Here is a 24,172-nt window from a genome sequence, read left to right on the forward strand (position 1 = left end):
GTTACGTACACCGTACGTAGTGCGCTACGGTGGCGGCATGACTTCTACGTACGCTGTACTTAGTGAAGGTCTGGAGAAGCGCTTCGGCAAGGGACCGAAGGCCGTGCACGCCGTGCGCGGCCTGGATCTGGCGGTCCGCGAGGGCACGGTGTGCGGTCTGCTCGGGCCGAACGGGGCGGGCAAGACGACCGCGGTCCGACTACTCACGACACTGCTCCGCCCCGACGCGGGCACCGCGCGTGTCGCCGGGCACGACATCACCGCGGACCCGCACGCCGTGCGCCGCCGCATCGGCGTCACCGGCCAGTACGCGTCGGTCGACGGTGACCTCACGGGCCGCGAGAACCTCCGCCTGTTCGCCCGCCTGCTGCGCGCGCCGGGCGCCCGGGCCCGCGCCGACGAGCTGATCGAGCGCTTCGAGCTGACCGACGCCGCCGACCGCACCGCCCGCACGTACTCCGGAGGCATGCGCCGCCGCCTCGACCTGGCCGCGAGCCTGATCACCCGCCCCGCCGTGCTCTTCCTCGACGAGCCGACCACCGGCCTCGACCCGCACAGCAGGAACGGCATCTGGGAGGCCGTGCGCGAGCTGTCGCGCGAGGGCACGACGGTCGTCCTGACCACGCAGTACCTGGAGGAGGCCGACCAGCTCGCCGACGACATCGTGCTGATCGACGGGGGCCGCGCCGCCCACTCGGGCACGCCCGCCGAGCTCAAGGCGCAGATCGGCCACTACGCGGAGGTCGTCGTGGCCGAGGAGGCGGGCGAGCAGGCGCTGCACGCGGCCGCCGTCGTCCTCGACCAACTCACCGGCGCCAGGCCCCGGTTGGACGCGGAGCGCCGCACCGTGGGCGCCGTCGTCCTCGACCCGACCGTCACCCTCCCCCGAGTCGTACGCGAACTCGACGCGTCCGGCGTCCCGTTGCTCGACGCGACGCTGCGCCCGCCCACCCTCGACGAGGTGTTCCTGCGCCTCACCGTCACCGGTCACCAGGCCCAGGAGGTCGCCGCATGAGTACCGCCATCCTCTACGACGGCACGGCCATGCTCGGCCGCCACCTCCAGCGCGTCCGGCACTCGCCGGCGATCCTGATCATGACGCAGACGATGCCGATCGTGTTCCTGCTGTTCTTCGGCTACGTCTTCGGCTCCGCGCTCGCCATGCCGGGCTCGGACTACCGGGCGTTCCTGGTGCCGGGCATGCTCGTGGCGACCGCGGCGAACGGGATCATGACCGGGATGTTCGGCGCCGCCCAGGACTCGCACCGGGGCGTGATGGACCGCTTCCGTACGCTGCCGATGAGCCGGGCCGCGGTGCCGCTCGGGCAGGCCGTCGCCGATCTGCTGACGACGGCGGTCGGCCTGGTGCCGCTCGTGCTCGTGGGGCTCGCGATGGGCTGGCGGATCGAGGGCGGGCTGCCCGCGGCGTTCGGCGCGTTCGGGCTGCTCCTGCTCTTCCGGTTCGCCGCGACGTGGGTCGGGATCCTGCTCGGGCTCGCCTCGCAGAGCGAGGAGGCCGCGGGGCAGTTGGGCGGCGCCACGTTCATGCTGCCGCTGCTGTCGAACGCGTACATCCCGACCGACGGGATGCCGGGCTGGGTGCGCACCCTCGCCGAGTGGAACCCGATCAGCGCGGTGGCCACGGCCGTGCGCGAGATGTTCGGCAACGCGCCGGTGCCGCACGGCGCGGCCTGGCCCGTGGCGCATCCGGTGGCGGGATCGCTGGCGTGGTGCGCGGTGCTGCTCGCGGTGTGCGTGCCGCTCGCCGTCCGCCGCTACACGCGCGGCGGACGGTGAACAGCCTTACTTTCAGGGCTACTTCTGCGGCTCCAGCGCCGGTCCCAGCGAGGAGAACTTCTCCTGGGACACGACCCGCTTCGGCGGCCACGTGATGTTGTTCGGCGGCCACTTCTGCCCGGTCTTCTTCAGGAACCACGCCGGCGGCTCGTACATGGGCGGCTCATAGCCGTCCGGGATCGCCGTCTTCCACTCGACGCCCTTCGTGCGGTCCTTGAACTCGTCCTTGATCGCCTTGAGCCGCTCCGGCTGGGTGATCAGGTCGACCGCCGTGGCCGCCAGATACTTCGCGGCGGCGAGCACGGCCGCCTGCCCGGGGGCCGCGGCGGCGCAGGCGGCGGTGGACCAGGTGTGCATCTTCGTGCCGATGGGGGCGAGCGCCGAACCCATCGACACGGTCGGCACGTTCCAGCTGATGTCGGCGACGTCGGTCGAGCCGCCGCCGAGGAACACCGGGTCGGGCGGCTTGAGTTCGCCGACCTTGTCGTGCATCCCGGCCTCGGGAAGCCCGAGCGACTTCTGCAGGTCCTTCGCCAACTGGTGTGCCTCCGCGCTGAATTTCGGCGGACCGATCTGCCGCATGTTGTCGTGCAGCAGCTCCGCGAAGGACTTGGAGGGCAGCTGGTTCCAGCAGGCGGAGGTGATGCGGTGTTGCACCTTCGTCTGCGAGGCCTTGGCGGCGGCCTCGGAGATCGCGATCACCTTGTCGAGCAGCACCTGGACGCGGGCGGTGCTGCCTTCGCGCACGTAATAACTGATCTCGGCGATTTCAGGAGTTACGTTCGGTATGTCCCCGCCGTTGTTGATCACCCAGTGCAGCCGGGCGCTCGGCGCCATGTTCTCCTCGCGCAGGAACTCCGACATGGTCGCCATCATCACGGCGGCGTCGAGCGCGGACTTGTTCCCGAGCGGGGTGCCGCCGTGTCCCGCGACGCCGAGGAACGTGAAGGTCACGGCGGTCATGGCGTTGCTGGTGCCCCAGCCGGTGGCGTTGGCGGTGGAGGGGTGCCAGTCGAGGAAGGCGTCGAGGCCCTCGTACACGCCCTTGCTGACCGCGTACGTCTTGCCGATCAGGGTCTCCTCGGCGGTGGAGCCGAAGAATTTCACGGTGACCGGGAGCTTGTGCTGCTTGGCGGCCTGCGCGACCGCTGCCGCCGCGGCGGCGGCCGCCGTGCCGAGCGCGCTGTGCCCGCAGCCGTGTCCCGGGCCGTAGCTCGGGGTGAAGGGGTCGTGGATGTACTCGCGCGGGTCGTGGTGTCCGACGCCCTTGTTCTGCGAGAGGCCGGGCAGCGCGTCGTACTCGCCGCTGAACCCGAGCACCGGGCCGCCGCTGCCGTAGGAGTAGGTCGCGGTGAACGCGGTCGGGAAGCCGGCCGTCCCGAACTTCACGTCGAATCCGGCCCGTTCGAGGAAGCCGGCCTCGGCGAGCGAGGAGTTCCACTCGCGCAGCGACAGCTCGGCGTGCTCCCAGATCTCCTCGTTCAGGCCCGTGATGCGGGAGCTGTTGGCGCCGATCCAGGCGAGGGCTGCGGTCTTGGCGGGGCTGTCCTCCGCGAGACCTTCGGGTGCCTTGTATTCGAGCGGGGCCGCGTCCGCGGCGTCCGCCTGGGCGGTCATCGCCGCGGTGGTGACTCCGGCGGCGCCGAGCATCTGCATGATGCGGCGTCTGCTGATCTGCGATCCGGGCGTGGACTCGGGCATCTCGTGCTCGTGGTGGTCGTGCAGGTCACACACGCGTACCTCCCGGGGGTGAGGTGGGTGTAGCTGTAACTGCCATCGACGATCACGCGCCACACTGACCCCTGGAGGTTGCCCCGTCAACATCTGTGCGTGACAAGGGCGTTACGCGATGTATGGGAAAGGCCCTGTCGCCAAACTCCCGTCGTCGCCCGCAGGGCGGCCCGGCGGCGTAATGGGGCCTCCCCTGCTCGAGCGGAGCCGAGAGCTTGGGGAAGCGTGCGATCGCAAGGCGCCGGAGAGTCCTAGTAGCGGAGCTACTCGGGCTTTTCGGCAACGCAGCGAGCGTGCGTGCCAGGCGTCGCCGGGCAGACGGGAGTTTGGCGACAGGGCCTAGGCATGACAAAGGCCCGCATCGTCCTCCTTGCCGGAGTGTCCGCCGCGTGCCGTGGGGATGACGGTCGCTGTGATGCGCGGCGATACAACCGGACGGCGCGGAGGCGCGATACGGGCCTTGTCTTTTGCTGGAGCGGCCGCTGTCTAGTGGCCGCCGAACAGCGAGCGGCGAAGCCGCCGCAGTGGCGCGAAGAGCGAAACCCTCCGCATCCGCGCGCGGCTGCCGCTGCGCTCGTGCGCTGTGTCACGCGTGGTCAGCTCGCGCATCAGCGACGTCGCCTCAACCGTCTCGCGCTGCGGGACGGCAGGACCGCCGAGCACCGAGAGATGGCGGTCAAGGCGCGAACTGGTCGCACTGTTCCCGCAGGTGATCGCAGGCACTCGCGGCCTGCTGCGCACTGTTATCTGTTCCATGTCACTCCCCACCCGTACGAGGGCACCCGGCCCGGGCAGGTTAACCCTATCGCCCCAGCGCGACACTCGTGTATCCCGGTCGCAGTATTCACCTCCCTCGTAAGGGGGTTGACGGTTCGAAAGCGATCACTCTCCGAATCCGACCGATTCCAGGGCGAGTTGGACAAGTGGGGCTCCTGTGGGCCGCTCAGAACCGCCGCTCGGCTCCGTCGTAACAGCGAGTGAGGAGGCGTCCGGAGTCAAGCCGGAGGCCACCACCGGCGTGTCGGAGCCGTCCTCGGGCAGCACACCGAGGGAGCGCGGCGGCGCCGACGGCTCCATGAGCCACAACTGGTGGACCTTGCCGCGGGGCGGCGCCTGGAGACCTGTGACAGTGATCACCGCGCTGCCCCGCTCCGGCGACGCGACGACATTCAGCCCGTCCGCGCGGACTGCACCGGCGTCCGGCGCCGCGAGCACCGCCGCCACCTCGCGCGCGGCGGCCCGCTGCTCGTCGAGCCGGTCCGAGGTGCGCTCCAGTTGCACGGCGAAGAGCGCGGCCACGGTGAGCGCGCCCGCCCCCGTGGCCACACCGAGCGGAACGAGGAGCCCACGCGCGCGTGGCGCGGTGCGGGGCCTGTCCGCCGCGGGGGCCTGGGGCGCGGGGACCTGGGCCGTGAGCTGTACGGCGGTCAGCACCCGCTCGCGCAGCTCGGCGGGCGGGGCCACGGAGGCCGAGCAGGCGAGCCGCACCGAGCTCTCCGTCAGCGCGCGCACCTCGTCGGCGCAGGAGTCGCAGCGCGTCAAGTGCCGCTCGAACCGGGCCCGTTCGCGGTCTTCCAGGGCGTCGAGGGCGTAGGGCCCGGCGAGGGAGTGGACACGCGGGCCCCACGGGACGCGGTGGCTCTTCGGGATCCGGTCGTTCATGCGGCGTCCCCCAGGCAGGCGCGCAGCCGGGTGAGACCGTCACGCATCCGCGTCTTGACGGTGCCGAGCGGAACGGAGAGGCGCTGCGCGACCTCCCGGTAGGTGTACCCCTCGTAGTAGGCGAGGGTCACGGAGCGGCGCTGGAGTTCGGTGAGCCCGTCGAGGCAGCGGCGCACCCACTCGCGGTCCAGGTTGGTCTCGACCTGCTCGGCGACCTCGTCGAAGGCGGTGCGGTGCCAGCGGCTCGCGGCGCGCTCCTCGCGCTCCCGGGACGCGCGGGCGCTGCGCACCCTGTCCACCGCTCTGCGGTGGGCGTGGGTGAGCACCCAGGCCATCGCGGTGCCCCTGCGCGGGTCGAAGCGGGCGGCGTCCCGCCACAGTTCCAGGAACACCTCCTGGGCGACCTCCTCGGACTGCGCCGGGTCCCGCAGCACCCGGAGCACGAGCCCGTACACCGCGCCCGACACCAGCTCGTACAGCTCCTCGTACGCCCGCACGTCGCCCTGCCCGACCATCGGCAGCAACTTGTCCGCCCGCATCGGTTCCCCTCCCGCCCGGCGGCGCGGCCCGGTGCCGCGCCGCCCCCACTCCGTGGTTCGCGGCCGGGCCCGGTCCGGATCGGGGGCGCCGCGAAGTTTCGTGAAGGAAGTACGGGCGGACGGGCGCGGAACGCGGGCCCGCCCCGCATCAATCCGCCCCGCATCGATCCGCCCCGCATCGATCCGCGGTCGACCAATCCGCCGGGCGCGGTGCGCCGAATGGCTTGGCGTCAACCGCACTTCGTGCACGGACCGCGTGAGGACGGACCCATGACCTCTCAGTCAGCGAAGCCATCGAAAGCATCGGCTTCGGAAAGCCCAGACATGGCACGCGGCGCACCCCGCGCACGCATGCGGCACCGGCGACAGGGCCTGGCGCTCCTGGTCTGCGGCGGCCTCGCCGCGGGCGGTGTCGCGGCCGCCGGCGCGACGGGCATCGGCCCGCAGCAGGCCGAGGCCTCGAGCCACCGCGAGGCCCCGCTGATCTCGGGCCAGCCCCAGTACGACAACACCGACGTGTACGCGTTCGTGAGCCCCGACAAGCCGGACACCACCACCCTGGTGGCCAACTGGACCCCCTTCGAGGAGCCCGCGGGCGGCCCGAACTTCTACCCGTTCCCCGAAGACGCCCAGTACGACGTGCACATCGACAGCGACGGCGACGCACAGGGCGACCTGCTGTACCGGTGGACGTTCAAGACCCACACCAAGAACGGGAACACGTTCCTCTACAACACCGGCCCGGTGAAGAGCCTCGACGACCCGAACCTCAACGTCACGCAGACCTACGACATCGATCTGCTGCGCCTCAAGGACCAGAAGATCGTGTCCAAGTCGAAGATCGCCGACGACGCCCCGGTGGCGCCGTCGAACGTCGGCAAGGCGTCGATGCCCGACTACAAGACGCTGCGCGACCAGGCGGTCAAGAAGGTCGGCGGCGGCGTCACCTCGTACGTGGGCCAGGCCGACGACCCGTTCTTCCTCGACCTGCGCGTCTTCGACCTGCTGTACGGCGGGAACCTCTCCGAGGTCGGCCGGGACACGCTCAAGGGCTACAACGTGAACACGGTCGCCCTCCAGGTGCCCACCGCGTTCCTGACCGAGTCGAAGGACCAGCCGACCATCGGCGTGTGGTCGACGACCTCGCGCAAGGACGCGAGCGGCGACTGGAAGCAGGTGTCCAGGCTCGGCAGCCCGCTGGTCAACGAGGTGGTGAACCCGCAGAAGGTCAAGGACCGCTTCAACGCGTCCTCGCCGTGGAACGACAGCCAGTTCCTGCCGTTCGTGACCGAGCCGGAGCTGCCCAAGCTGATCGAGTCGATCTACAAGATCAAGGCTCCGAAGACGCCGCGCAACGACCTGGTGGACGTCTTCCTGAAGGGCGTGAAGGGCCTCAACCAGCCGCCTGGCGTGCGCCCCTCGGAGATGTTGCGCCTCAACACGTCGATACCGCCGACGAGTTCACCGAAGCGTCTCGGTGTCCTCGAGGGCGACAAGGCGGGCTTCCCGAACGGCCGTCGGCTCTCCGATGACGTCGTGGACGCCGAGCTCCAGGTCGTCGAGGGCGAACTCCTCGGCAAGAAGAACGACCTGGGCGACGCCGTCGACGCCAACGACAAGAAGTTCGAGTCGACGTTCCCGTACGTGGCACTGCCCACGGAGGGCTCGCGCGGGCCGCTGGCCAAGAACACGACGCAGAGCGACACCGAGGTCCGCGACCAGCTCACCGGCAGCTCGGTGTCCTCGGACTCCGGCGACGACGACACGCTCATGACGGCCTCGTTCGCGGCGGCCGGCGCCGGCTTCCTGCTGATCGGCACCGCGCTCGTGTGGTGGCGCGGCCGGAGCAGGCGGCGCGCGGGCTTCGGTCCGCCGTTCTCCGGCTGAGCACCGCTGGGGCCTGTCGCTCGGATCGGGCCCCGGGCAACCACTGACCGGCGCGGCCCGCGTGCCTGATCCTCCACACCGCGGGCCGCGCCTCCCACCCGTCTCTTTGTCTCCTCACCTCTTCGTCTCTTCACCTCTTCGTCTCTTCATGTCTCGGAAAACGTCCCTAGGAGCGCGCATGCAGGCCTTGTCCGGCAAGGGGATCGGGGCGTCGGGGCTCGGGCGGCTGCTCGCCCTGGGCACCGCGCTCGCCCTCGCCCTCACCGCGGGCGCCCTGGTCGCCGACGACGGCTCCCCGCCGAAGGCCGTGACCACGGGCACCGCCCCGAACCCGGCACCGGCCCGGCTCGCCTCCGGCGACCTCGACCGGGGCGTGTCCCAGCTGCAGAAGCATCTGAAGGCCCAGCCCAGGGACCACGCATCGTGGGCATCGCTCGGCACGGCGTACGTCGAGCAGGCGCGGGTGGGCGCGGACCCGTCCCGCTATCCGCAGGCCGAGCGCGCCCTGGCCCGCTCCCTGAAGCTGCGCCCCGGCAACGACCCGGCGCTGGCCGGGCAGGCCGCGCTCGCCGCGGCCCGGCACGACTTCGACGGAGCGCTGCGCCTCGCACGCAAGGCCCTGAAGGTCAACCCTTACGGCGAGGCGGCACTGGCGCTCCGCGTCGACGCGCTCGTCGAACTCGGCGACTACAAGGGCGCGTTGAAGGCGGCCGACGTCGCGGACTCGCGCCGCCCCGGCATCCCGAGCTTCACCCGCTTCGCATACGTACATGAGCTGCGCGGCGACGCCACGACGGCGCGCAAGGTCCTGGGCCGGGCGCTCGCCGGCGCCACATCGCCCGGAGACGTCTCGTACGTGGCCACCGCGCTCGGTCAACTCGCCTGGCGCCAGGGCGAGTACAAGGACTCCCTGCGCCACTACGCGACGGCCCTGCGCGCGGATCCGGCCGCCGTCGCCGCCCTGGAGGGGCGCGGCAGGGCGCGGGCCGCGAGCGGGAACACGGCGGGCGCGATCCGCGACCTGAAGACCGTCGTAGCGCGCGCCCCGCTGCCGTCCGCGCTGGTGGAGCTCGGCGAGCTCTACGAGGCGCGCGGCGAGGACGAGGCGGCGAAGCGCCAGTACGCCCTCGTCGACACTTGGCTGCGGCTCGCGCGGGCGGGCGGCGTCGACGTCGACCTGGACACGGCGCTCGCCTCGACGGAGCACGGCGACCGGGCCGCGGGCCTCAGGGCGGCGCGCGCCGAGTGGCAGCGCCGGCACACCGTGCACACGGCGGACGCGCTCGCCTGGGCGCTGCACGCGGCCGGGCGGGACAAGGAGGCACTGCCGTACGCGCGGCGGGCCACGGCCACCGGCTTCGGCGAGGCCGCGTTCCTCTACCACCGGGGCGTGATCGAACTGGCCGCGGGTGACAGGGCCGAGGGCCGCGAGCTGCTGCGCGAGGCGCTGGACCGCAACCCCGCCTTCTCGCCGCTGGGCGCGAAGGCCGCGCGGGCGGCGCTGGCCGGGGCCGCGGGGAAGGAGGCGGGACGATGAGGCGCTGGAAGCGGTACGTCGCCCTGCCCACGGTGCTCGGCGCCGCCACGGTCGGGCTCCTTCTGGCCGGCGCCCCGGGGGCCGCCGCGCACCCGCTCGGCAACTTCACCGTCAACCACTACGACGGGCTGCTCGTCGGCTCCGACGCTCTGCGCGTCGACCACGTGGAGGACCTGGCGGAGATCCCGACGCAGCAGGCGCGGCCCGAACTCGACGAGCGGGGGCGGGCGTTGTGGGCGAGGGAGCGCTGCGCGAGTGCCGCGCGAAGCGCCGAGGCCGACGTCGACGGGCGTCGGGCCACCCTTGAGGTGCGTACGGCCGAGGCACGGCTGCGCCCCGGCCAGGCGGGGCTCAAGACGCTGCGCGTGGAGTGCGCGTTCACCGCGCCGCTGCCGCGCGAGAAGCGCGGCGGGAAGGTGCGCGTCGAGCTGCATACCGGCGCCGCCGAGGGTCCCGGCTGGCGCGAGATCACCGCGCGCGGCGACCGGATGACGCTGAAGGCCTCGGACGTGCCCGCCACGTCGATCTCGGACCGGCTGACGCGCTACCCGAAGGACCTGCTGTCCTCACCTCCCGACCGGGTCGCGGCCTCGGTCACTGCCGTGCCCGGCGGCCCGGCGGCCCCGGCGGCGGGCGGCGCGGCCGACGCCGACGGCGGCCGTCCTGCCGGTTCCGAGGTGCTCCCCCGCAGCGCCGACCGCTGGACCGAGGCCCTGACCGGACTGGTGTCACGGCACGAACTCGGCCCGGGTTTCGGGGCGTTGGCCCTCGGCATCGCGATGGTCCTCGGCGCGCTGCACGCGCTCGCGCCCGGCCACGGGAAGACCCTGATGGCGGCGGCCGCGGCGGCCCGCAGCCGGGCGAGGCTCCGGGACGTGCTGCCGCTCGCCGCGTCGGTGACGGTCACGCACACGCTCGGCGTGATCGCCCTGGGCATCCTCGTCACGGCCGGCTCCGCGGCCGCACCCTCGGTGATCGCCTGGCTGGGCCTGGCGAGCGGCGTGCTGGTCACGGCCGCGGGGGTGGGCCTGCTCCGCAGGGCGTGGCGCTACCGCACGGCGGCCCGAGCGCACACACACGGTCATGACCACGACCACGACCACGGTCATGAGCACGAGCACACGCACGACCACGATCACGACCACGCGCGTCCGCACCCGCACCCGATGCCTCAACCCACCCTCCGTGGAACCCTGTTCCTCGGCTTCGCCGGGGGCCTCGTCCCCAGCCCCTCGGCCGTCGTCGTGCTCGTCGGCGCCTCCGCGCTCGGCAAGGCGTGGTTCGGCCTGCTGCTCGTGTTCGGCTACGGAGCCGGACTCGCGCTCACTCTCACCGCGGTCGGCTTCACGGTGGTGCGGATCGGTGGCCGGATCGCGCAGGCCCTCGCGGATCTGCCGCGGCCCGGACGCGGCCCGCTCGCCGCGTTCGTACGCCGTGGGCTGAGCCGCGCGGTGCCGTTCGGTTCGGCCTTCGTCGTGGTGGCGCTCGGCTGCGGATTGGTGTTCAGGGGGGCCGCAACAGCGCTCGGTTGAGCTACTTTTGTTCAGACTTGTCGTGCCGCGCTTGCTTGTCTTCCCACGAATGGGGGCGCCCGTGGTTGAGCGTGTGGTCGCCGGAAGGTACCGGCTGCTCGACCCCCTCGGCGAGGGCGGCATGGGCACCGTGTGGCGGGCCCGCGACGAGGTGCTCGGGCGCGAGGTCGCCGTGAAGGAGGTGCGCGCGCCCGCCGGGCTCCCGGACGCCGAGGTGCAGCGGATGTACGCGCGCCTGGAGCGGGAGGCGTGGGCCTCGGCGCGGATCACGAACCGCAACGTCGTGACGGTGTACGACGTGGCCACCGAGGAGCAACGCCCGTGGATCGTCATGGAGTTGGTCCGCGGCGTCTCGCTCGCCGAGCAGCTGGACGAGGAGGGCCCGATGCCCCCGGCCCACGCCGCGCACATCGGCGCCGAGGTGCTCGCCGCGCTGCGCGCCGCCCACGAGGCGGGCGTGCTGCACCGCGACGTGAAGCCCGGCAACGTACTCCTGTCCAACGAGGGCAGGGTGGTGCTCACCGACTTCGGCATCGCCATGGTCGAGGGGACGTCGGCGCTCACCATGACGGGCGAGGTCATCGGATCGCCCGAATTCCTCGCCCCGGAAAGGGCGTTGGGGCGCACCCCGGGGCCCGAGTCGGACCTGTGGTCGCTCGGCGTGCTGCTGTACGCGGCCGTGGAGGGGCACTCGCCGTTCCGCCAGGACACCCCGCTCAGCACGCTGCGGGCCATCGTGGACGAGGAGTTGCCGCCGCCGCGCCGCGCGGGACCGCTGGCGCCCGTGATCGAGGGGCTGCTGCGCAAGGATCCGGCCGAGCGGACCCCGGCGTCCGAGGCCGAGCAGAACCTGCGCATCGTCGGTTCGGGCGGCACCCTGCGCGCGGACCCGGTGCAGGCCTCCCCGCTCTATTCGCAGCCGACGGTGACGTCGCAGCAGGCGCACACGCCCACGCCTCCCCCGGCCCCGCTCCCGATGGGCGCGGGACAGACGGCCACCACGACCCCGGTCGGCGCCGATCCCGACTCCCGCTACCCGCGCCGCGCCTCGCGAGCCATGATCGCGGGCATCGTGATCCTCCTCCTCGCCATCGGAGGACTCACGTACGCCATGCTCAACCGCGACGCGGACCCCAACACGAACAACGGCGGCGGCACATCCGGGGGCGGGAACAGCGGGGGCACCACGGGCGACAACAACGGTGGCGGCGGCAGTGGAGGCGACACCGGCGGCAGCACCACCGGCGACAACAACGGTGGCAGCGGCGGCGGTTCCACCAACGGAGGGAACGGCGGTGACGGCGACTCAGGCAGCGGCGGTCACACGACCACCCCGGCCCAGTCCGTCAAGGTCAACGTCAGTGCCGTGCGCGGCAGTTACTCGGGCCCGTGCCCGCCGCCGGCCGCCGCGGCCCCGGCCTTCTCCGCGACGATCACGGTGGGCCGCGCCCCGGCGTCCGTGCAGTACCGCTGGGTGGTGCGGGGCGGCGAGGCCTCGGACCCCGGCTGGAAGACGCTGAACGTGCCCAAGGGCGCCGCGAACAAGTCCCGTACGGTCACCACCACGCAGACGCACTACGAGGAGGGCGGGACGCTGCGCGACCAGATCGGCGTCGAGGTGCGCAGCCCGGTGGCGGCGACGTCCAACTACGTCTCGTACGCCATCACGTGCAAGGTGGTGACCCCGACGAGCGGGGCCACCACCGGTTCGCCCACGTACTGAGGTCCGCGCACCGAGGTACGCGGACCGGGAACCTGCTACGCGGCTGAGGTGAACACGGGCAGGTAGCCGCCGGACTGTCCGGCGGCCGTGGGGTGGTACGACTCGCCGATGTTCGCCCAGTTGACGCTGTGCAGCCACGAATCGCCGGAGCAGATCTCGTGCCCCGTAAACGTGCTGGTCACATCGCCGAAGGCGAAGCCCCGGGTCGCGGCGTTCTCCTTGATCGTGGAGTTGAGGAGGTCCGCGGCGCCGTTGATGGCCGAGCGCTCGTTCTCGGAGAGGCCCGCCACGCAGGTGCCGCTGAGCTTGTAGAAGCGGGGGTAGCCGAGCACCACCACGCGGGCGGCGGGTGCCTTGGTGCTGATCGCCGAGTAGACGTCGGAGAGCTTGCTCGGCAGGGTCGAAGTGACGTACGCACGAGCCTCGTTGACGCGCTTCACGCAGGTGGACTCGGCGTACAGGACGCAGGTCGTCATGACGTCGGCGAAGCCCGCGTCATTGCCGCCGATCGAGATCGACACGAGGCCGGTCCCCGCGCCGAGCGGGCCGAGCTGGTTGGCGATGACATCACCCGTACGAGCACCCGAGCAAGCGGTGAAATTAAAGCTTGAGGGTGAGTGGGCCGCTGCCCACAAGGCCGGGTAGGCCTTCGTGGAGCGCTTGCAGGCGCCGCTGCCGGAGTCGTAGCTGCCGGCGCCGACACCGGAGGAGTAGGAGTCGCCAAGGGCCACATAGCCCGTGGCGGCGGCGGAATCGGAGGCTTGCGCGGCGCTCGCCCCGGTCAGGGCTGCCACCGCGGCGAGAGCGAAAGAGGAGACGTAGGCCGCAATCCGGAAAGATCTCATGGAACCTCCCTTTAGCAGGATCAGCAGGGTCTCTGCCGCCCACTGTTGTTGCAGGTTCATGTCACGGATGTGACTTACCCTCGGCTCGACGGCGCTACGCCCGTAGAGCGGTACCCAACTGGACTGCGAAGCTCCGGAGTTGACCCAGTGGCGTCCTTGACGCCGGCCCCGGGACTGCGCCACATTGAAGCCCGGCATCCGGCGCTTCGGGGGGCAAAGTCGCCAATGCAGACCATCGGCATCAAGCCGTCTTCATCGGACGGCCTTCAGCTGCTCGCGGGGGCGGGCGTCGTCGCGGGAGGCGCGGGTCTCGTCCTCGCGCTCTCGCACGCCGAATCCCCGCTGCGCGGGCCACTCGCGCTCTTCTTCCTGCTCGCCGCGCCCGGCGCCGCGTTCGCGGCCGCCCTGCGCGGTCTCGACCCGTGGGCCCGGGTGCTCACCTCGGTGGCCGGCGCGGTCGCGGTCGTCATGCTGGTCGCCCAGGGCATGCTCGCCGTGCACCGCTGGTCGGTGAACGGCGGGGTGATCGCCGTGGCCGTACTCAGCGCTTCCGCTTTTCTTCTGCAATGGATCATCCGACAGCTGCGCGGGGGCGCGGGCCAGGAGATTCGTAAACGGATCGGGAAAATCCACTAGGAGGGGACGGAAGTTAAGGGAATGGCCAAAACAATAAAAACGTGAGGCCTCGTTCCAGGTCTTGCCATACAGTCTCAATCATCAATACCGTCGTACATCCACCCGCATCGGACCAGCAGGAAATGCGATCAAGGGGAGGGACCGGGATCGCGAAGGTTCGGGGCGGGGCGCGGCAGGGGGGTGCCGCGTTCCGGTGAGCCGTTCGCTTCGGCGTCCGGCGCAGCCGGGTCGCGTGCCGCGCGACCGGTCCGACAAACCGGTGTGCAATGCCAGCTCACCCGGCCTGTACGGAGAGCTCTTCCGGCACGGCCGTCAGTGAGAACCCCCCTTTCGAACCGGACACGAAGCCGGACCGCCCGGGGGCGGGCGGTCCACCGGACGAGAGGGACCAGACTCATGAGCAGTTCCGTTGTGCCTCCGGTGATACCCGAGGGAACATCGCCGGAAGGCAGAATTCCCGCCCGCTACCGGGCCATCTCCACGCACCTGGCGATCGCGCCACGGGTCAGCGTGGTCATTCCGGCCATGAACGAGGCGGAAAATCTTCCGTACGTCTTCAAGACCCTTCCCGAGTGGATCCACGAGGTCGTCCTGGTGGACGGGAATTCCACCGACAACACCGTGGAAGTGGCCAGGGAATTGTGGCCGGAAGTCGTGGTCGTACCGCAGCGCGGAAAGGGCAAGGGGGATGCCCTGATCACCGGCTTCAAGGCCTGCAGCGGCGACATCATCGTCATGGTCGACGCGGACGGCTCCGCGGACGGCCAGGAGATCGTCTCCTACGTCTCCGCGCTCGTCTCAGGCGCCGACTTCGCCAAGGGCTCGCGGTTCGCCAACGGCGGCGGCACGGACGACATGACGCCCATCCGCAAGCTCGGCAACTGGGCGCTGTGCTCGGCGGTCAACGCCAAGTTCGGGGCCCGCTACACCGACCTCTGCTACGGGTACAACGCGTTCTGGCGGCACTGCCTCGAGGACATCGACCTCGACTGCACCGGGTTCGAGGTGGAGACCCTGATGAACATCCGGGTCGTCAAGGCAGGCCTGAAGGTCCAGGAGATACCGAGCCACGAGTACCTGCGCATCCACGGCACCAGCAACCTGCGCGCCGTCCGGGACGGCCTGCGGGTGCTCAAGGTCATCATGAAGGAGCGCTCGAACCGTCGCGCCCTGCGCAGCAGGCAGACCGCGTCGAAGCTCACCCTCGTGCGGGGGGACGGGTCTTGACGGAGCGACACGGCACGCGGATGACGGCGTCCGTCGTCATCTGCGTGTACACCGAAGACCGTTGGAACGACATCCTCGCCGCCGTCGACTCCGTGCGCGCACAGTCGTACGCCGCCCTGGAGACGCTCCTCGTCGTCGACCACAACCCGGCCCTTCTCGCCCGTCTCACCGAGAAGTTCGACGGCGAGCCGGGCGTCGAGGTGCTGGCGAACGCGGGGCCGCGGGGGCTTTCCGCCGGGCGCAACACCGGGATCGCCGCCGCGCGCGGCGACATCGTCGCGTTCCTCGACGACGACGCCGTCGCCGAGCGGGACTGGCTGCACTGGTTCGCGGCGGGGTACGCCGACCCGCGCGTCCTCGCGGTCGGCGGGCACACCGAGCCGATCTGGGCCTCGGGGCGCAGGCCCCGCTGGTTCCCGGAGGAGTTCGACTGGGTGGTGGGCTGCTCGTACAAGGGGCTGCCGCGCGGCAAGGTCGAGGTGCGCAATGTGCTCGGCGGCAACGCCTCGTTCCGGCGCGGCGCCTTCGACATCGCGGGCGGCTTCGCGACCGGCATCGGCCGGGACGGCGACAAGCGCCCGCTGGGCTGCGAGGAGACGGAGCTGTGCATCCGGATCACGCGGGCGAGACCGGACGCGGTGCTCCTGATCGACGACCGGGCCGTCATCCACCACCGGGTACCGGCCGGCCGTGAACGCTTCGCCTACTTCCGTACGCGCACCTACGCCGAGGGCCTCTCCAAGGCGCTGGTCGCCCGAAGTGTCGGTGCGGGCAAGGGACTTGAGACCGAGCGTGCCTACTCGACGCGGGTGCTGCCGGCCGGAGCGGCGCGCGGCGTACGGGACTTCGCGCTCGGCCGGGCCGGGGGCGCGGGCCGCGCCGGGGCGATCGTGGCCGGGGTGCTGGCGGCGGCCGGGGGCTATGCGCTGGGCAGTTGGCGGGCGCGCGGCGCGGGTGCGACATTCACCGTGGCGGAGATCGACGCGCCCGCGAAGGAAGTCGGGAGAACGGAGGCGGCGGCGTGAACGCCCAGCAGCGGTGGTCCGACGGCGGGGCCGTGCCAATCCTCATGTACCACGCCATCTCCCCCGATCCGAAGCCGGAGACCCATCAACTCTCGGTATCACCAGCCCAGTTCGCCGAGCAGATGGAGCTGCTCGCCGACCACGGCTGCACGCCGCTGACCGCCGCCGAGCTCGCCGGGATCTGGCGCGGCGGCGGCCGGGCGCTCCCTGACCGGCCCGTCCTGATCACCTTCGACGACGGCTACGAGGGCGTGCACACGCACGCCCTGCCCAGCCTCGCCAAGCACGGCTTCGCGTCCACCCTGTTCGTCTCGACGGGGTGGCTGCGCGGCGCGTACGACACCGGGGGCGGGCCCGACACGATGCTCGACTGGCCCCAGGTGCGGGCGCTCGCCGGGCAGGGCATGGAGATCGGCGGGCACAGCCACACGCATCCGCAGCTCGACCAACTCGACGACACGGACCTGGAGTTCGAGCTGCTGCGCTGCCGGGAGATCGTCACCGGCGAGCTGGGCCGGGCGCCGGTCTCCTTCGCGTATCCGTACGGGCACTCCGACCGGCGGGTGCGGCAGGCGGTGCGCGCAGCCGGGTTCGCCCAGTCGCTCGCCGTCGGCAACGCGCTGGCCCGGCGCCGCCAGGGCCCCTACGCCCTGCGGCGGGTCACCGTGCGCCGCTCGACCGACGTCACCGAGTTCGAGCGGATCGTCGACGGCCGTGCCATCGGCCGTACCTTCGCCAGGGACCGTGCCCTCACCAAGGGCTACGCCGTGGTCCGCAGAGCCCGGCAGGCCGGCCGCAGGGCGACCGCCCTGATCCCCGGCCCGCTCCGCCAGAAGGGCCCACTCACCCGTGTCTGACACGACGACCGCCCGCGCCAAGGCCGGCCCGACCAGCACGACCGACGCCGGATCCCCGGCCCCCGCAGGCCGCCGGCTCCGGCTGCCCGGTATGGGGCGCGGCAAGAAGGGCACAGAAGACGGCATGGGCGGGTCGGGGGGCGGGAGCCAGCTGTTCCGGAACGCCTATGCGCTGATGCTGAACACCGGCATCTCCGGTGTGCTCGGCGTCGGCTTCTGGCTGGCCGCCGCGCACTACTACACGGCGGACGCGGTCGGTCAGGGCTCGGCGGCGATCGCGGCGATGAAGTTCCTCGCGGGCCTCACCGCCGTGACGCTGACCGGGGCCCTCGCCCGCTTCATCCCGGTCGCGGGGCACGCCACCGGGCGGGTCATCTTCCGTACGTACGCGGGGAGTTCGGTCGCCGTCGCGTTCGCCGCGCTGATCTTCCTGCTCACGCTCGACATCTGGGGACCCTCGTACAGCTTCCTGCACGGGACGCTGAACGGGCTCGGCTTCATCGCCGCCGTTATCGCCTGGTCGCTGCTCACGCTGCAGGACGGGGTGCTCACCGGGCTGCGCAGCGCGCTGTGGGTGCCGGTGGGCAACACGGTGTTCTCGCTGGTGAAGCTGGGGCTGCTCGTCGCGTTCGCGGCGTCGTTCACGGCGACCGGGGTGTTCGTGTCGTGGGTCGTCGCGATCGCGTTCTCGGTGGTTCCGCTGGGCCTGCTCGTGTTCCGGCGGCTCGTGCCGCGGCACATCGCGGCCACGGACAGCAAGGCGGAACCCCCGTCGCTGCGCGAGATGGGCCGCTTCCTCGCGGGCGACTACACGGGCTCGCTGTTCTCGCTCGCCGTCGTCTACCTGGTGCCGGTGCTCATCGCCTCGCAGGTCAGCTCCGCGGACAACGCGTACTTCTACATCGCGACCACGATCGGCGGCACGGTCAACCTGCTGGCCATCAACATGGGCGCCTCGCTGACCGTGGAGGGCTCACACGACCCGGCGCAGCTCGCCGCCAACACCCGGGCCGCGCTGCGACGCATGGCCCGCATCATGCTCCCGATCTGCGCCCTGCTCTTCATCCTCGCGCCCTACGTGCTGCACGTCTTCGGCGCCGCCTACTCGGACGCGGCGACCCCGCTGCTGCGCTGGTTCGCGGTCGGGGCGGCGCTGCGGGTGGTCATGGAGACGTACTTCGCGGTGCTGCGCGCGCAGAGCCGCACCTCCGGACTCGCCTGGCTCCAGGGCCTGTTGTGCGTGCTGGTGCTCGGTCTCACGCTGCTGCTTCTGCCCCGGATGGGGCTCACCGGCGCGGGCGTCGCCGAGATCTCCTCGCTCGCCGTGATCGTGGCGATCGCCGCGCCGAAGCTGTGGCGCGTGGTGCGCACCGCGCCCGCCGTGCCGACGCCCGAGGACACGCCGCCCGACGGCGACCTGGCGGACCTCGGCACGCCGAGGAGGGAGCCGGCCGCGAAGGAGGGCCCCAAGTGGGCGCTGCGGGACGCGATGGACTCGGACACGCTGCAGCTCGCGGTGCAGCTGAATCTGGACCACCAGGAGCGGCGGCCCGACGTCCGCCCGGGTCCCGTGACACCGCCGGCCGGCACGCGCAGGCCCACGTGGGTGACCACGTCGGCGTCCCCGCCGGCCGCCGCCTCTGCCTCCGCTTCCGGTCCTGCTTCCGTTTCCGCCTCCGCCTCCCAGGCGTCGAGCGACATCCACGGGTCGGACGACTCGACCGTCCTTCCCGATCCGTATCCGGAGGCCGTCGACCTGGCCTTCGAACCCGAAACCGGGCTCGGGCCCGATTCCGATCTCGAATCGGACCTCGATTCTGATCCCGATTACGATCTTGAATACGGACCCGGCCGCGGACCGACCGCCGATCCGGAGTCGGATCTGGAGTGGGAGCTGGATCCGGCCGCCCCGGTACGCCCCGCCCAACCTGCGCAGCGGATGCGGCTCACCCCCACCGTCGTCGTCCTCGCACTGCTGCTCGTGGCGGCCATCGGGCTCTACTGGGGGCCCGTCCTCGGGATGGGCGAGGCCGATCTGGACCGGATGGGCGGGCTCGGACTGATCTCCGTCCTGTCCCCCGTGACGCTGCTCGGCGCGGCCCTGCTCATCGGCGTCTTCGCCTCGCTCCTGTGGCTCGAACGCCCGCACAAACGCCTGTTGTTGCTCACGCTGCTCGCCACGGTCGTGTCCCTGCACGCGCTGCCCGCCGTCATCGAGGCGGAGCCGCGGTTCGCGACGGCCTGGCAGCACCTGGGCTTCATGGACTACATCGACCGCACCGGCTCCGCGGTCCCCGACCTGGACGCCCGCTGGAGCTGGCCCGGGTTCTTCGCCGCGGCGGCGTTCCTCGCGAAGGCCTGCGGCGTCAATGATCTGACCGAGGTCATCCGCTGGTGGCCGATGGCCATCCAACTCCTCTACCTGGCACCGATGTTCCTGCTGCTGCGCTCCGTTCGGGCGAGCTGGCGCGCCAAGTGGACCAGTGTCTGGATCTTCGTCCTGAGCGGCTGGGTGGGCCAGGACTACTTCTCGCCGCAGGGCTTCACGTATCTCCTCTATCTGGTCTTCGTGGCGATCCTGCTGGTGTATTTCCGGGCGCCTCGGATGCTGTGGTCGAAGCGGGCCCCCGGGGAGACCGAGGTCGCGCCGACCGACAGACGGCAGCGCGCGGTGCTGCTCATCGTCCTGATCGCCCTGTTCGCGGCGACGGTCCCGGCGCACCAGCTGACCCCGTTCGTGATGCTGGGCGTCCTCGCGGTCCTGGTCGTGGTCGGCAGGTCCGAACTGCGCGGCCTGCCGCTGCTGTTCGGCGTCATCGTCGTCGTCTGGCTGGGCTTCCTCGCCGAGCCGTACTGGTCGGGGCACTTCAACGACCTGTTCGGCGGGATCGGAGGCGTCGGCGGCAATGTGACGTCCTCGGTCTCCGGCCGTATCCAGGACGGCAGTTCGAGCCACAAGCTCGTCCTCTACACGCGCGTGCTGCTCGCCGGCTCCGTGCTCGCGTTCGCCTGCTGGGGCTGGTGGCGGCGCCGCGAATGGAAGTACCGCGAGCGCTCGCTGCTCGTGCTGGCCGCCGTGCCGTTCCTGGGCTTCGGCATGCAGTCCTACGGCGGCGAGATGGCGCTGCGCGTCTTTATGTTCGCCCTGCCCGGCGTCGCGATCCTCGCCGCCCTCGCGCTCTTCCCGCGCACCGGCGCCACGGTGAAGGAGCGCGACAAGGACCGCATCAGCCTCGCCCCGCTGGCCGCGCTCATGGCGGGCCTGGTCCTCATGGGCGGGTTCCTGGTGGCCCGTTGGGGCAACGAGCCGTTCGAGCGGATCCGCCCGGGCGAGGTCGCCGCGATGGACTACGTCTACGCCCACGACGACCCGACCGTGCGGCTGCTGTGGATGAGCAACGACACGGTCGACAACGTGACGCCCGCGCTGCCGTGGGGCGCCCGTGACATGGAGAAGGTCCAGTACGTGCCGACGCTCGCGCCCGTCGACCCGGTGCTCGTCGGCTCCCTCGTCAAGGCGCTCAAGGACGCGGGCCCCAACTCGTACCTCATGCTCAACAAGAGCCAGGTCGTCTATCTGCAGATGGACGTCGGCTACTCCAAGGCCTGGCCCACGCGTCTCGTCGAGAACCTGGACCGGCGCGAGGAGTTGAAGAAGGTCTACGTCAACGCGGACGTGACCATGTACCAGCTCCGCAAGGAGCCGCCGGGCCCGGTCGCGAAGGCCGAACCGGGGCCGATCGGGCCGCAGATCACCTGGACGCCGTGGTCGTTGGTGGGCGCGCTCGCGGCGGGCGCCCTGATCGTGCTGCTCACGGCGCGCGAGGTGGTCCGGGTCGCGCTGCGGCCGAGCGTGCGTCAACTCCGTTGGCTGCAGAGCACGTTCTGGTTCTCGCTGCCACTGCTCGCGGTGGTGCTCGCGTCGCTGATCCAGCGGTTCATCACGATGGGCCTGAACTGAGGACGCGCAGGGGTTGAAGTGGCTGCGGCAGCACTACCGCCGCAGCCACTTCACTTCATAGCCCCGCATCTCGAACCGCTTGCCGTCGATCTTCGCGCTGATCGGCCGCTTCAGGGTGTTCACGACGAGCACGGCCTTGTCGTCGGCGAGCACCCGCACGTTCGGCACGTCGTCCTTGGCCACCGACACCTTCTCGAACTTCGTGCCGGGCCCGAACTCCTCGTTGAACCGCGACACCAGGCCGTACATCGGCAGCGCGCCGCCGCCGGAGGCGCGGTCGGTGGGCCGCCACAGGCAGCCGGCGCAGCCCGCGCCCTTCTCGTCCTCGGGGTTCCAGTAGAACCCGGACGTCGCCCCGCCCATCACCATCGCGATCATCCCGGAGGCCTGCACGGCGACGCGGTGCGGCTCGCTCCAGCCCTGCCGCTCGTCCCTGCTGTCGGCGGGCTCCACGTAGTACTCGGCCCACCACAGCGGCAGCCCGTCGGTCTCGCGCTCGATCCACTCGCTGACGTCGGTGAACTTGTCGGTGGCGGCGAACTCGTCCGGCAGCATCTCGTCGTCGTTCGTATAGCTGGACCCGTCGACGACGACGAAATCGGCGCCCGCCTTGTTCTTGTTCCAGTAGTCGAAGGCCTCGACGATCCGCTCGTCCATCCGCCCCCAGGCACCCTTGACGGCATCGGAGGTCCCGTCGGTCTGCTGGGGATGGAGACTGTCCATGACGAGGTAGGGCCCGCCGACCATGATGTCCTTGCGGACATCCTTCAGAGCCTTGTAGACGAGGTTGTAGAGCTTCGTGTACCCCTCGTAGTCCCAGCGGCCCTTGCCGTCGTTCCAGAAACCCTTGAACTCGTTCCAGACGATGAAGTGCCGTACGTACGGGTACCGCTTGGCGACCGTCGCCGCGAGGTTCGCGTAGTCCTTGTAGTGCTCGGGGGACGGGGCGGTCTCCAGGCTGGCCTTGCTCCAGTCCGTGTTGCCGACGCCGGCCTTGCCGCCCTTCATCCAGTCGGGCGCGCAGCACAGCGTGACCACGGGCGTGCCGCCGGACTTGCGGACGAAGTCGATCCGCCGGTCCATCTCCTCGAACTGGTAACGCCCCTTCACCGGCTCCGGGTTGCTCGCGCCCCAGCCCATGATGTGCTGGTTCTGCGGCATCGGCCGCTCCCCCAGCAGCTTCTCCGCGCGCTCGGTCGCGGCGGACGAGCCCTCGTCGGCGGAGAACTGCGTGTGCGTGAACCCCCAGCCGACCTGCGGCCCCAGCTCCTTCGGCGGCTCACCGGGGGTGCCGTGCACCCTCTCACCGTCGGTGGTGGTGCCCGCGGTGCTCTGTTTGCCGTCCGGCAGCGTGTTGATCACGGTCAGTACCAGGGCCAGTACGGCCATACCCACGCCGAGCAGGGCGATGAGTCGCCATCGCCGTGCCCCCGATTCCCACCCATGACGTCCCATCAAGGACAAGAGTAACGAGGGGAGTTGGCGGAAGGACCGGCTCCGCTGCCACGGACTCGTAACGAGGTTCGACAGCAGGGGTGCGCGTGTCGGCCGGTACGAAGCCGGGGCACGCTGCGGAAATTGCGTGCGGGAGACCCGTTCGTGCCGGATCATGGCGGCATGTCTGCGAACCCTTTCGACGCGCTGCCGGTCCGGCTGGGCGTCGACGACAGCGACTCGCCCTCCGATGTCGTCGACGCGCTGTTCCTCGGCCGCTTCGCCACGGGCGAGCAGCCCTACTCGCACGCGAGGAACATCGACCGGGTGCGCTCGGCCGCGACGCTGCTGCCGCCGGGCGCCCGGGTGCTGCGTTCCGCGCGCGACGACGACCGCAGCGCGACGCTCGCCGAGGGCGAGGGGTGGACGCTGCTCATCTCCCGGTGGAGCAGGGGCGCGGACGTCACCGTGACGGCGACGACGGCGGAGCTGGCGGAGAAGGTCCTTGGTCAGGCCACGGACGGTGCGGCCGACGAGCCGGAGCCGCAGCCGGAGCACGTGGCGATGGGCTTCTGGTACGTGTCCCCGCGCCGCGGCCCGCACCGTACGACGCGCCAGATCTCGGCCGGCACGTGGGAGGAGGTGCGCCCCAACTACACGGCGCCGGTCGCCGAGGCGATGGACGGGCTGATGAAGACGCGCCCCGAGGACATCGCGGGCCGCCTGCTCCTCCTGCACGGCCCGCCGGGCACGGGCAAGACGTCGGCGCTGCGCACGCTGGCCCGGTCGTGGCGGGACTGGTGCCAGGTCGACTGCGTCCTCGACCCCGAGCGGCTCTTCTCGGACGTCGGCTACCTCATGGACATCGCGATCGGCGAGGACGACGGCTCGGCGAACGGGCGTTGGCGCCTGCTCCTCCTGGAGGACTGCGACGAGCTGATCCGCGGCGAGGCGAAACACACGGCGGGCCAGGCGCTCTCCCGTCTGCTGAACCTGACGGACGGCCTGCTGGGCCAGGGCCGCAACGTCCTGGTCGGCGTCACGACGAACGAGGACCTGGAACGCCTCCACCCCGCGGTGGTCCGCCCCGGCCGCTGCCTGGCCCGCATCGAGGTCTCCCCCTTGACCCGCCAGGAGTCCACGGACTGGCTCGGCACGGACGAGGGGGTGGGCCGCGAGGGCGCGACGCTGGCGGAGCTGTACGCGTTGCGCCGCGGGGTGTCTCCGACAGCGGTACCGGACCAACGGACGGACCGCGAGGCGGGGCTCTACCTGTAGCCCCTGGTCCCCTTACGCCACGGGGCTCGAGGTGCCGCTCCGCCTTGGGCAATCTGCCGCCTTGGGCGGCAGGGTGGGCAAGGCGGCACCCCGGTGCCGCGCACCGCTACGAGTGGCCCGGCCCCGCCTACGCGTACGCCGCGCGCACAGCGTCCCGGGCCGCGGAGAGTGCCGCTTCCTCCGACAGCCCGAGCCGCCGCACCCGCTCCGCGTACGCCTGCGCCGCCGACGACGCCTCCCGCTCCGCCGCATCCCCCGCGGCCGCGATCAGCGTGCCGTTGCGCCCCCGCGTCTCGATCACCCCGTCCGTCTCGAGGGCCCGGTACGCCTTGGCCACCGTGTTCGCGGCGAGGCCGAGTTCCTCAGCGAGCCCGCGCACCGTGGGCAGCCGGTACCCGACGGGCAGCACCCCCGACCGGGCGAGCTCGGAGATCTGGGCCCGCACCTGTTCGTACGGCGCGGCACTGTCGTCAATGCGGATCTTCAAGGTCACGCGGTCGA

19 protein-coding genes are annotated in these 24,172 nt (G+C 71.4%); 12 read left to right on the forward strand and 7 right to left on the reverse strand.

Going from position 1 to position 24,172, the window contains the following annotated elements:
* The first annotated feature begins 37 nt into the window (after positions 1 to 37).
* The gene (locus ACYSUO_RS04610; protein WP_461774674.1) at positions 38 to 1,015 is read left to right on the forward strand and encodes an ATP-binding cassette domain-containing protein; all 978 of its coding nucleotides are present in this window, start codon (positions 38 to 40) and stop codon (positions 1,013 to 1,015) included.
* Entirely contained in the window at positions 1,012 to 1,797 is a 786-nt protein-coding gene (locus ACYSUO_RS04615) for an ABC transporter permease (RefSeq protein ID WP_461774675.1), read from the forward strand. Before ACYSUO_RS04610 ends, ACYSUO_RS04615 begins: the two co-directional genes overlap by 4 nt.
* An 18-nt stretch (positions 1,798 to 1,815) precedes the next feature.
* Here ACYSUO_RS04615 and ACYSUO_RS04620 read toward each other — a convergent pair whose 3' ends face one another.
* The 4 genes from ACYSUO_RS04620 to sigK all read right to left on the reverse strand — a co-directional run bounded on the left by ACYSUO_RS04620 (position 1,816) and on the right by sigK (position 5,729).
* On the reverse strand, positions 1,816 to 3,531 hold the full coding sequence (locus ACYSUO_RS04620; RefSeq protein WP_461774676.1) for an amidohydrolase: 1,716 nt from the start codon (positions 3,529 to 3,531) through the stop codon (positions 1,816 to 1,818).
* 483 nt (positions 3,532 to 4,014) lie between these two features.
* On the reverse strand, positions 4,015 to 4,284 hold the full coding sequence (locus tag ACYSUO_RS04625) for a hypothetical protein (RefSeq protein WP_425835700.1): 270 nt from the start codon (positions 4,282 to 4,284) through the stop codon (positions 4,015 to 4,017).
* A gap of 126 nt (positions 4,285 to 4,410) precedes the next feature.
* Positions 4,411 to 5,190 carry an anti-sigma factor gene (locus tag ACYSUO_RS04630; protein ID WP_461774677.1) on the reverse strand — a complete coding sequence of 260 codons (780 nt, stop codon included), beginning with the start codon at positions 5,188 to 5,190 and terminating at the stop codon, positions 4,411 to 4,413.
* Positions 5,187 to 5,729: an ECF RNA polymerase sigma factor SigK gene (sigK, locus tag ACYSUO_RS04635; protein WP_461774678.1), complete on the reverse strand. Its 543-nt coding sequence runs from the start codon at positions 5,727 to 5,729 to the stop codon at positions 5,187 to 5,189. The genes ACYSUO_RS04630 and sigK overlap by 4 nt, the downstream gene beginning before the upstream one ends.
* A 324-nt stretch (positions 5,730 to 6,053) precedes the next feature.
* Here sigK and ACYSUO_RS04640 point away from each other — a divergent pair, with 324 nt between their 5' ends.
* From ACYSUO_RS04640 to ACYSUO_RS04655, 4 genes are all read left to right on the forward strand, one after another.
* Entirely contained in the window at positions 6,054 to 7,616 is a 1,563-nt protein-coding gene (locus ACYSUO_RS04640; RefSeq protein WP_461774679.1) for a DUF4331 domain-containing protein, read from the forward strand.
* Positions 7,617 to 7,794: 178 nt separating this feature from the next.
* Positions 7,795 to 9,153 carry a tetratricopeptide repeat protein gene (locus tag ACYSUO_RS04645; protein WP_461774680.1) on the forward strand — a complete coding sequence of 453 codons (1,359 nt, stop codon included), beginning with the start codon at positions 7,795 to 7,797 and terminating at the stop codon, positions 9,151 to 9,153.
* A complete protein-coding gene (locus ACYSUO_RS04650; RefSeq protein ID WP_461774681.1) occupies positions 9,150 to 10,685 on the forward strand; it encodes a nickel transporter in 1,536 nt (511 codons plus the stop codon). The genes ACYSUO_RS04645 and ACYSUO_RS04650 overlap by 4 nt, the downstream gene beginning before the upstream one ends.
* 49 nt (positions 10,686 to 10,734) lie before the next feature.
* Positions 10,735 to 12,408 carry a serine/threonine-protein kinase gene (locus tag ACYSUO_RS04655; protein ID WP_461774682.1) on the forward strand — a complete coding sequence of 558 codons (1,674 nt, stop codon included), beginning with the start codon at positions 10,735 to 10,737 and terminating at the stop codon, positions 12,406 to 12,408.
* 35 nt (positions 12,409 to 12,443) lie between these two features.
* Here the strand turns inward: ACYSUO_RS04655 and ACYSUO_RS04660 are convergent, their stop codons facing one another.
* Positions 12,444 to 13,253 (reverse strand): SGNH/GDSL hydrolase family protein, encoded by an 810-nt coding sequence (locus ACYSUO_RS04660; protein WP_461774683.1) that lies wholly within the window; start codon positions 13,251 to 13,253, stop codon positions 12,444 to 12,446.
* A 225-nt stretch (positions 13,254 to 13,478) separates the two neighbouring features.
* Here ACYSUO_RS04660 and ACYSUO_RS04665 point away from each other — a divergent pair, with 225 nt between their 5' ends.
* From ACYSUO_RS04665 to ACYSUO_RS04685, 5 genes are all read left to right on the forward strand, one after another.
* Complete coding sequence (locus ACYSUO_RS04665) at positions 13,479 to 13,889, forward strand: hypothetical protein (protein WP_461774684.1); 411 nt, start codon at positions 13,479 to 13,481, stop codon at positions 13,887 to 13,889.
* Positions 13,890 to 14,285: 396 nt separating this feature from the next.
* The gene (locus ACYSUO_RS04670) at positions 14,286 to 15,116 is read left to right on the forward strand and encodes a glycosyltransferase family 2 protein (protein ID WP_461774685.1); all 831 of its coding nucleotides are present in this window, start codon (positions 14,286 to 14,288) and stop codon (positions 15,114 to 15,116) included.
* Positions 15,117 to 15,136: 20 nt separating this feature from the next.
* On the forward strand, positions 15,137 to 16,141 hold the full coding sequence (locus ACYSUO_RS04675; RefSeq protein ID WP_461774765.1) for a glycosyltransferase family 2 protein: 1,005 nt from the start codon (positions 15,137 to 15,139) through the stop codon (positions 16,139 to 16,141).
* 44 nt (positions 16,142 to 16,185) lie between these two features.
* Complete coding sequence (locus ACYSUO_RS04680) at positions 16,186 to 16,998, forward strand: polysaccharide deacetylase family protein (RefSeq protein ID WP_461774766.1); 813 nt, start codon at positions 16,186 to 16,188, stop codon at positions 16,996 to 16,998.
* Entirely contained in the window at positions 16,991 to 20,959 is a 3,969-nt protein-coding gene (locus tag ACYSUO_RS04685; protein WP_461774686.1) for a lipopolysaccharide biosynthesis protein, read from the forward strand. Before ACYSUO_RS04680 ends, ACYSUO_RS04685 begins: the two co-directional genes overlap by 8 nt.
* A 33-nt stretch (positions 20,960 to 20,992) precedes the next feature.
* Here ACYSUO_RS04685 and ACYSUO_RS04690 read toward each other — a convergent pair whose 3' ends face one another.
* Positions 20,993 to 22,414 carry a GH39 family glycosyl hydrolase gene (locus ACYSUO_RS04690; protein WP_461774687.1) on the reverse strand — a complete coding sequence of 474 codons (1,422 nt, stop codon included), beginning with the start codon at positions 22,412 to 22,414 and terminating at the stop codon, positions 20,993 to 20,995.
* Between the two features lie 162 nt (positions 22,415 to 22,576).
* On the opposite strand from ACYSUO_RS04690, the gene ACYSUO_RS04695 reads away from it, so the two are divergent.
* Positions 22,577 to 23,671: a DUF5925 domain-containing protein gene (locus ACYSUO_RS04695; protein ID WP_461774688.1), complete on the forward strand. Its 1,095-nt coding sequence runs from the start codon at positions 22,577 to 22,579 to the stop codon at positions 23,669 to 23,671.
* A gap of 127 nt (positions 23,672 to 23,798) precedes the next feature.
* On the opposite strand, the gene ACYSUO_RS04700 is transcribed toward ACYSUO_RS04695, so the two are convergent.
* Positions 23,799 to 24,164 (reverse strand): GntR family transcriptional regulator, encoded by a 366-nt coding sequence (locus ACYSUO_RS04700; RefSeq protein WP_461774689.1) that lies wholly within the window; start codon positions 24,162 to 24,164, stop codon positions 23,799 to 23,801.
* Between the last annotated feature and the right edge of the window lie 8 nt (positions 24,165 to 24,172).

It is taken from the genome of Streptomyces sp. UC4497, assembly GCF_054871485.1.